Origin of the sequence: uncultured Meiothermus sp., assembly GCF_937863175.1 — a bacterium.
In the GTDB taxonomy this organism is placed as follows: Bacteria; Deinococcota; Deinococci; order Deinococcales; family Thermaceae; genus Meiothermus.
In genome coordinates this window covers 1-5,697 of the sequence record NZ_CALMCQ010000119.1, presented here as the reverse complement: position 1 = coordinate 5,697, position 5,697 = coordinate 1, and the positions used below count along the sequence as shown (strand labels likewise).

The following is a 5,697-nucleotide window of genomic DNA, read 5'->3' as shown; positions in this document are numbered from 1 at the left end:
ACGCTCTTGCCCCGCCCCTCGGCGATCTGGCGCAGCAGCCTCGAGACCTCGTGCCCGGTGGAGGAGTCGAGGTTGGCGGTGGGCTCGTCGGCCAGGATCAAGGAGGGGTCGTTGACCAGGGCGCGGGCCACGGCCACGCGCTGTTTTTCGCCGCCGGAGAGCTGAGAGGGCAGGGCCTGGAGGCGCTTTCCCAGGCGCAGCTCGCTCAGGAGCGCGGCGGCGCGGGCGCGGGCCTCCGCCCGCCGCGCCCCGGCCAGCTCGGCCACCAGCGCCACGTTCTCGAGGGCGCTCAGGGCCGAGAGCAGGTTGAAGTCCTGGAACACGAAGCCGAACTCGCTGAGGCGGAAGCGGGGCAGCTCGCGCTCGGAGAGGGCGGTCAGCAGCGTCCCGTTGAGCCAGATGCGGCCCTCGCTGGGCCGCAGGAGCGCCCCCAGCATGGATAGCAGGGTGGTCTTGCCCGAGCCCGACGGCCCCATGATCAGCACCACCTCGCCGGGGGCCACCTCGAGCGAGACCCCCTTCACCGCCGCTACCTGGGCGGCCCCGCTGCCGTAGCGTTTGGTCAGACCCTCGACCCGCAAGGTCGCCTTCGTGTTCACCGCTCACCTCCGCGAAAGACCGCCGCCGGGTCCAGGCCCGCGATCTGGATCACCGGGATCACCGCCGCCAGCCCGCCGATGCCCAGCGCCGCCAGGGCGACCTTGAGCACCGAGGCCAGGGTGGGCTGTAGGGGCAGGTCGAAGCCCAGCCAGGGCAGCACCAGGGGCAGCACCAGGAAGCTCACCGCCCCCGCCAGCAGCAGCCCCGCCGCCACGCTGTACAGCGCCTGGGCCAGCACCGTCCCCACCAGTTGGGCGCTGCCCGCCCCGACCGCCTTCAGCACCCCGAACTCGGTTCGGCGCGACAGGGTGGCGGTGTAGACGCTGAGGGCCAGCACCGACAGGCCGATCAGGAAGGCCATCAGGTTCATCAGGCGGATCGCGTCGGCCCCCATGTCCCCCACCACCTTGCGCTCCTGGCGGGCGAACTCCCGTGTGGAGAGGGCGCTCACCCTCACCCCGTCCTCGATGCGCCGGGCCACCGCCTCCGGGGACTGTCCCGGCGCTACCCGCACCAGCAGGTAGCTCAGGCTGCCCTTGGTGCGGCGCAAGCGGGCGAAGTCGGCCTGGGCCACGAAGACCACGCCGTTGGTGAGGCTCGAGCTGCCCTCCGACAGCCCCGCCACCCGGAAGCGCCGCCCGAAGATGCGCACGCCGTCTCCCAGCCCCACCCCCGAGTCGCGGGCCTGCCGGGCATCCACCACCGCCTCGCCCGGCCCCGGCAGGGTCTTGCCCGCCGCCACCCGCCAGGGGCCGCCCATCGCGGCACCGGGGGGCAGCCCGAATACGTAGCTGAAGCGGTTGTCGCGGCCCATCTGGACGTTCTGGCTGGTGTACAGCAGGGGCGTGACTGCGGCCACCCCTGCCACCGCCGCGACCTCTGCCGCCACACCGGCGGGCAGGGTGGAGGCCACCATGTGCAGGTTGCGCACCCCCGGCTGGGCCACCCAGACCTCGGCCCCGGAGCGCTCGATGTAGGCCGCGAGCTGGTGCTCGACCCCGTTGACGATGGCATCCAGGGCCAGCACCAGGGTCAGGGCCAGCCCCACCCCGCCCGCCGAGACCCACAGCCGGGTGCGGCTGTGGGTCAGGTTGCGCCAAGCCAGCAGCAGCACCGGCTACCCCCTGAAGACCTCGGCGGGGGCCAGCCGGGCCACCACCCAGGCCGGGGCGACGGCCGCCAGCAGGGCCATCCCCACGCCGCTGGAGAGCGCCACCAGGACGGCGCTGGGCTCCAGCACCAGCAGGAATTGCGGGCGCAGCCGCATCACCAGCCCGGCCACCAGGTAGGCCGCCCCCACCGCCAGCAGCGCCCCCGGCAGGGCCGTTACCAGCGCCTGGGCCAGCACCAGCCCGTAGAGCCGGGGGTTGCTGGCCCCGATGGCCTTGAGCACCCCGTACTCGCGCCGCCGCTCGAGGGTCGCGGTGTAGACCACCATCCCCACCGCCAGCACCCCCGCCGCGAAGGCGATGCCCCGCATCAGCCGCAGGGGCTGGAAAAACCCCTCGTAGATGCGCAGGTCGCCCGCCATCAGCTCCGGCTTGAGCCAGGCCGCCACCCCCGCTAGCCCCCCCAGCCGTTCCCTCAAGGCCGAGGGTGAGACCCCGTCTGTGGGCTCCACCAGCAGAAAACTGGTCAGGCCGGGAACCAGCAGGTAGCGCTCGAGTTCACTCTTTTGCACGAAGACCAAGGTGGTCATCCAGGAGTTGGTGCCCGCCGACAGGCCCACCACCCGGAAGCGGTAGCCCCCCACCTCGATGGCCTGGCCCACCTCGACCCCGTGCAGCCGGGCCAGGGCCTGATCCACCACCACCTCGAGGCGCTGCCGGGGCTCGCGCCCCTGGGCCAGCCGCCAGGGGCCGCCGCCCTTGGCGGGGTCGTAGCCGACCAGGTAGGCGAAGATTTTTTTGTCGTGCAGCTCGAAGAACACGCTCTGGCTCAGGACGGGGATGACCTTCCCGGCCCCCGGCACTCTTTGCACGTCCTCCTCGATGCCCAGCGGCAGCAGCGAGTTCACCGTGGCCAGGTTGTCGGCCCCCACCTGGGTGACCACCACGCTGCCGGGGGTGTTCGCCAGGTACACCGTGATCTGCCGCTGCATCCCCCGAACCAGCCCGTCCAGCAGCAGGATCAGCAGCAGGGCCAGGGCCACCCCGGCCAGGCTCAGCAGCAGGCGGGTCGGGTTACGCAACAGGTCGCGGGCGGCCAGCCTCATGGGTGCCTCCGGGTGTCCGGGCCGCCGTCGGCGGCGAAGGCGGTGACCAGGCGCAGCTCGGGCTGTTTCCGCAGCGCCCGCAGCAGCGAGTGCCGACGACGGCAGTCCAGCGTGACCACCACCCGCCGCCCCGGATCGCGCCGGATGGCGCTCAGAACGCGGGTCAGCAGGCGGCTGTTCTGCGCGGCCCACTCCCGGCGGGCGCTGCCCCCGCACAGCAGCTCGGTCAGGTGGCAGAGGCGGTCGCAGACCATCCCGTAGGCCCTGCCGTTCATCCAGGCGGGGGAGTGCCCCTGGAGCCTGACCAGCAGCCCGTTGATGCCCCTCACCAGGCTCCGGCGTAGGCCCAAAAGAGCCCCGCCCCTGGGGGTGAAGAGGGCCTGGGTGGGGGGAGTTCCGACCGGAACCACCACGGTGTCGCTCGACCGCCCCAGCGGGAGCAGTCCCTGGCTGTACTCCGGCGGCATCGCCGGGTCGCCCTGCTCGAAGGATTCCAGCGGGATTTCCGCCAGCAGCAGCTCGGGCCGGTGCGACTGCACCAGTCGCACCAGCCGTCCAAGGTAGGCCGGGCTAAAGCCCTGGCTCAGTTCGCCCAGGGTTCCGATCACCAGCACCGGGGTCGGGGTGGGGGTCTGGGGGTTCATGGCTGGCCTCTTCTCGGAAAAAGCGGGGGAGCCGGTTCAGCCGGGCTCCCCCTGCGGACAGCGGGCGGGCTTAGTGGGCATGGGGGTTCTGCGCCTCGGGGGCGCTGGCCTCCAGGTAACCGCCGATGGCCAGAATCCCGCCTGTGATCAGGCTGCTCCACAACAGGGCTCCGCCGCCCGAGAAGAACGAGGCGATCACCAGAACCAGCCCTACCGCCGCGACGGCGTAGAAACGCCCCTTGCCCAGGCCGGTAAAGTAGGCCAGCCCCGCAGCCAAAACCCCGAACAGGATTGTTGACCAGAAAGCGGCTCCACCCAGCCCGAAGATAAACGCCGACAGAACCAGCCAGATGCCTAAGACTACCGAAGTTGCTAACATATACTTTTCTCCTTTCGTTGTGCACGGTCTTCGACCGATGCACCCTCAGGGTAGCGCCCCGGCAGCCAGGGCGACAGCGAAGTTCCACGGTCGGGGGGCGGGTAATTCTACCTGCCCCAGCCCGATACCCCCGCGCGGAGCGGGGGTCGGCCAGGGAAGGCGGCTGCGGATCACCTGAAGCTGGCCTCTGTGGCGCTGGCGGAGACCTCCAGGCCGATGTACTGTCCGGCCACCGCGTGTCCGGGAACCCCGCAGGCAATCGTGTACTTCCCGGCCTTGCTGGCGGTGAAGCGCAGGGTGTCGTCGGGGGCGCTGCCCCCGCCCATGTTCATGCCGAAACCCTGGGCGAGGTTCCGGCCCGCCGCACCGGGGAAGGCCGCCAGGCCGGGGGTGAGGCCGGAGGGGATCGGGCCGCTGTTGATCACGATCACGCTGTGCGGGGCCATGGCGTTGTTGCGGAAGCGCAGCTCGACCTTCCAGCCGAGCGGAACCACGAAGGTCTTGCTGCCCCGCACCCCGCCGTTAAAGTTCAGCCCGCCGTTGGCGTTGTCCGAGCCCGCCACCACCGTCAGTACGGCGGTCTTCTGGGCGGCCTGGTTGGCGACGTAGGTCTGGGCCGTGGCCAGCGGGGCGGCGGCCAGGGCCAGAAGGCCGAGGGAAGAAAGCCAGAAACCTCGAGTCATGGGTCATTGCTCCTGTAGGCCGTTCGCACAGTTGCCCCGAGGCCGAAACGGCCAAGGGCCTCGGGGTGACCGGGGTGGGGGTTGTGCGCCCGCGCTTCTCGGGGCACGCCGTGGATGCTTCCTCGGGGCCGTCGCCGCCCCGCGAGCGGATGGCTTGTGAGGCCCCTCCGCCCTCTCCCCGCGAGCCCCCGGCCAGGCCAAAGCTAGCCCGGCCCCGTTCAGTTTCGGTAAAGTCTCGGCTCACCCAACTCGCGGCGGCCTCACGCCGTCTTAAGGAAGGTTCGGGCCGTCCGGGAGTGACCAGATCGGCAGATTTTCTTCGGGCCTCGGGCGGCGGGCGGTGGGGCGGCCCCGGCCTGGGTGGTCATGCCGCCACCCGGCAAAGGCCCCGGTGCCGCAAACACCGGGGTGCTGCGGGAAGAAGCCTGATGCGTGCGGAGCGCTTGTGCGAGCTCTACCAGGAGCGCCCCGGCGCGAGCGGGGCGAGGGGACGGGGGTGAGAGTGAGGGGCCTGTGCGGGGTGCACCTACCTGGGCGCGGCCTCGCCCGGACGGAGGGCGAGACCCGCCAGCGCGGCCTGGGTGCGGGAGTTCACCCCCAGCTTGGCGTAGAGGTTGGCCAGGTGGCCCTCCACGGTGCGCACGCTCAGGTAGAGCTTCTGGGCGATGGCCTTGTTGGAGCGGCCCTGGCACAGCAGGCCCAGGATCTCATGCTCCCGCTCTGAGAGCGGCTCCAGCGGGGCCTTAAGGTCGGCCCCGGCCATGCGCGACAGGAGCAGCTTGTTGAGGCGGGCGGGCAGCCCGACCTCCCCGCGCGCGACCTCGAGCACGCACTCCACCAGCTCGGGCAGGGGCGAGGTCAGCGGGACGTAACCCCTGGCACCCCGGTGCAGCAGGCGTTCGGCCTCCGCCGCGTCGTCCACGGGGGCCACCACCAGCGCCCGGAAGGAGGCCGAACGCCCCTGCTCGAGGAGGGCCTCGAGGTCGGGCAGGGCCGAGTCCAGGAGCAAGACTTGGGCCTGCTGCTGGTCGGCCCCCTCGGGCAGCACCTCGAGGCCCGGCGCGGTGCCCAGCAGCGCGTTCAGTCCGAGGCGCAGCAGGGGCCGTTGGCTCACCACCGCCAGCGTGACCAAGGCCACTCCCACCCGCCCTCAGACCGTGCTCCGGGTCGCCTCGC

The 5,697-nt window shown here is 71.7% G+C and carries 8 protein-coding genes; 1 reads left to right on the top strand and 7 read right to left on the bottom strand.

The features are described from left to right. From Q0288_RS04880 to Q0288_RS04855, 6 genes are all read right to left on the bottom strand, one after another. A partial coding sequence (locus tag Q0288_RS04880) for an ABC transporter ATP-binding protein (RefSeq protein ID WP_299428027.1) occupies positions 1-599 on the bottom strand: 599 nt, incomplete at its 3' end. Continuing rightward, positions 596-1,714, bottom strand: a complete 1,119-nt coding sequence (locus Q0288_RS04875; protein WP_299428024.1) for an ABC transporter permease — start codon at positions 1,712-1,714, stop codon at positions 596-598. The genes Q0288_RS04880 and Q0288_RS04875, both read right to left, overlap by 4 nt. A 3-nt stretch (positions 1,715-1,717) precedes the next feature. Beyond that, entirely contained in the window at positions 1,718-2,815 is a 1,098-nt protein-coding gene (locus tag Q0288_RS04870) for an ABC transporter permease (protein WP_299428021.1), read from the bottom strand. Next, positions 2,812-3,459 carry a hypothetical protein gene (locus Q0288_RS04865; protein ID WP_299428018.1) on the bottom strand — a complete coding sequence of 216 codons (648 nt, stop codon included), beginning with the start codon at positions 3,457-3,459 and terminating at the stop codon, positions 2,812-2,814. The genes Q0288_RS04870 and Q0288_RS04865 overlap by 4 nt, the downstream gene beginning before the upstream one ends. Before the next feature lie 70 nt (positions 3,460-3,529). After that, positions 3,530-3,838 (bottom strand): hypothetical protein, encoded by a 309-nt coding sequence (locus tag Q0288_RS04860; protein WP_299428016.1) that lies wholly within the window; start codon positions 3,836-3,838, stop codon positions 3,530-3,532. Positions 3,839-4,008: 170 nt separating this feature from the next. Further along, positions 4,009-4,521, bottom strand: coding sequence for a sulfocyanin-like copper-binding protein (locus tag Q0288_RS04855; RefSeq protein WP_299428013.1), 513 nt, complete (start codon positions 4,519-4,521; stop codon positions 4,009-4,011). A gap of 83 nt (positions 4,522-4,604) precedes the next feature. On the opposite strand from Q0288_RS04855, the gene Q0288_RS04850 reads away from it, so the two are divergent. After that, positions 4,605-5,021 (top strand): hypothetical protein, encoded by a 417-nt coding sequence (locus Q0288_RS04850; protein ID WP_299428010.1) that lies wholly within the window; start codon positions 4,605-4,607, stop codon positions 5,019-5,021. Between the two features lie 26 nt (positions 5,022-5,047). Here Q0288_RS04850 and Q0288_RS04845 read toward each other — a convergent pair whose 3' ends face one another. Continuing rightward, positions 5,048-5,665, bottom strand: coding sequence for a response regulator transcription factor (locus Q0288_RS04845; protein WP_299428007.1), 618 nt, complete (start codon positions 5,663-5,665; stop codon positions 5,048-5,050). Positions 5,666-5,697 lie beyond the last annotated feature (32 nt).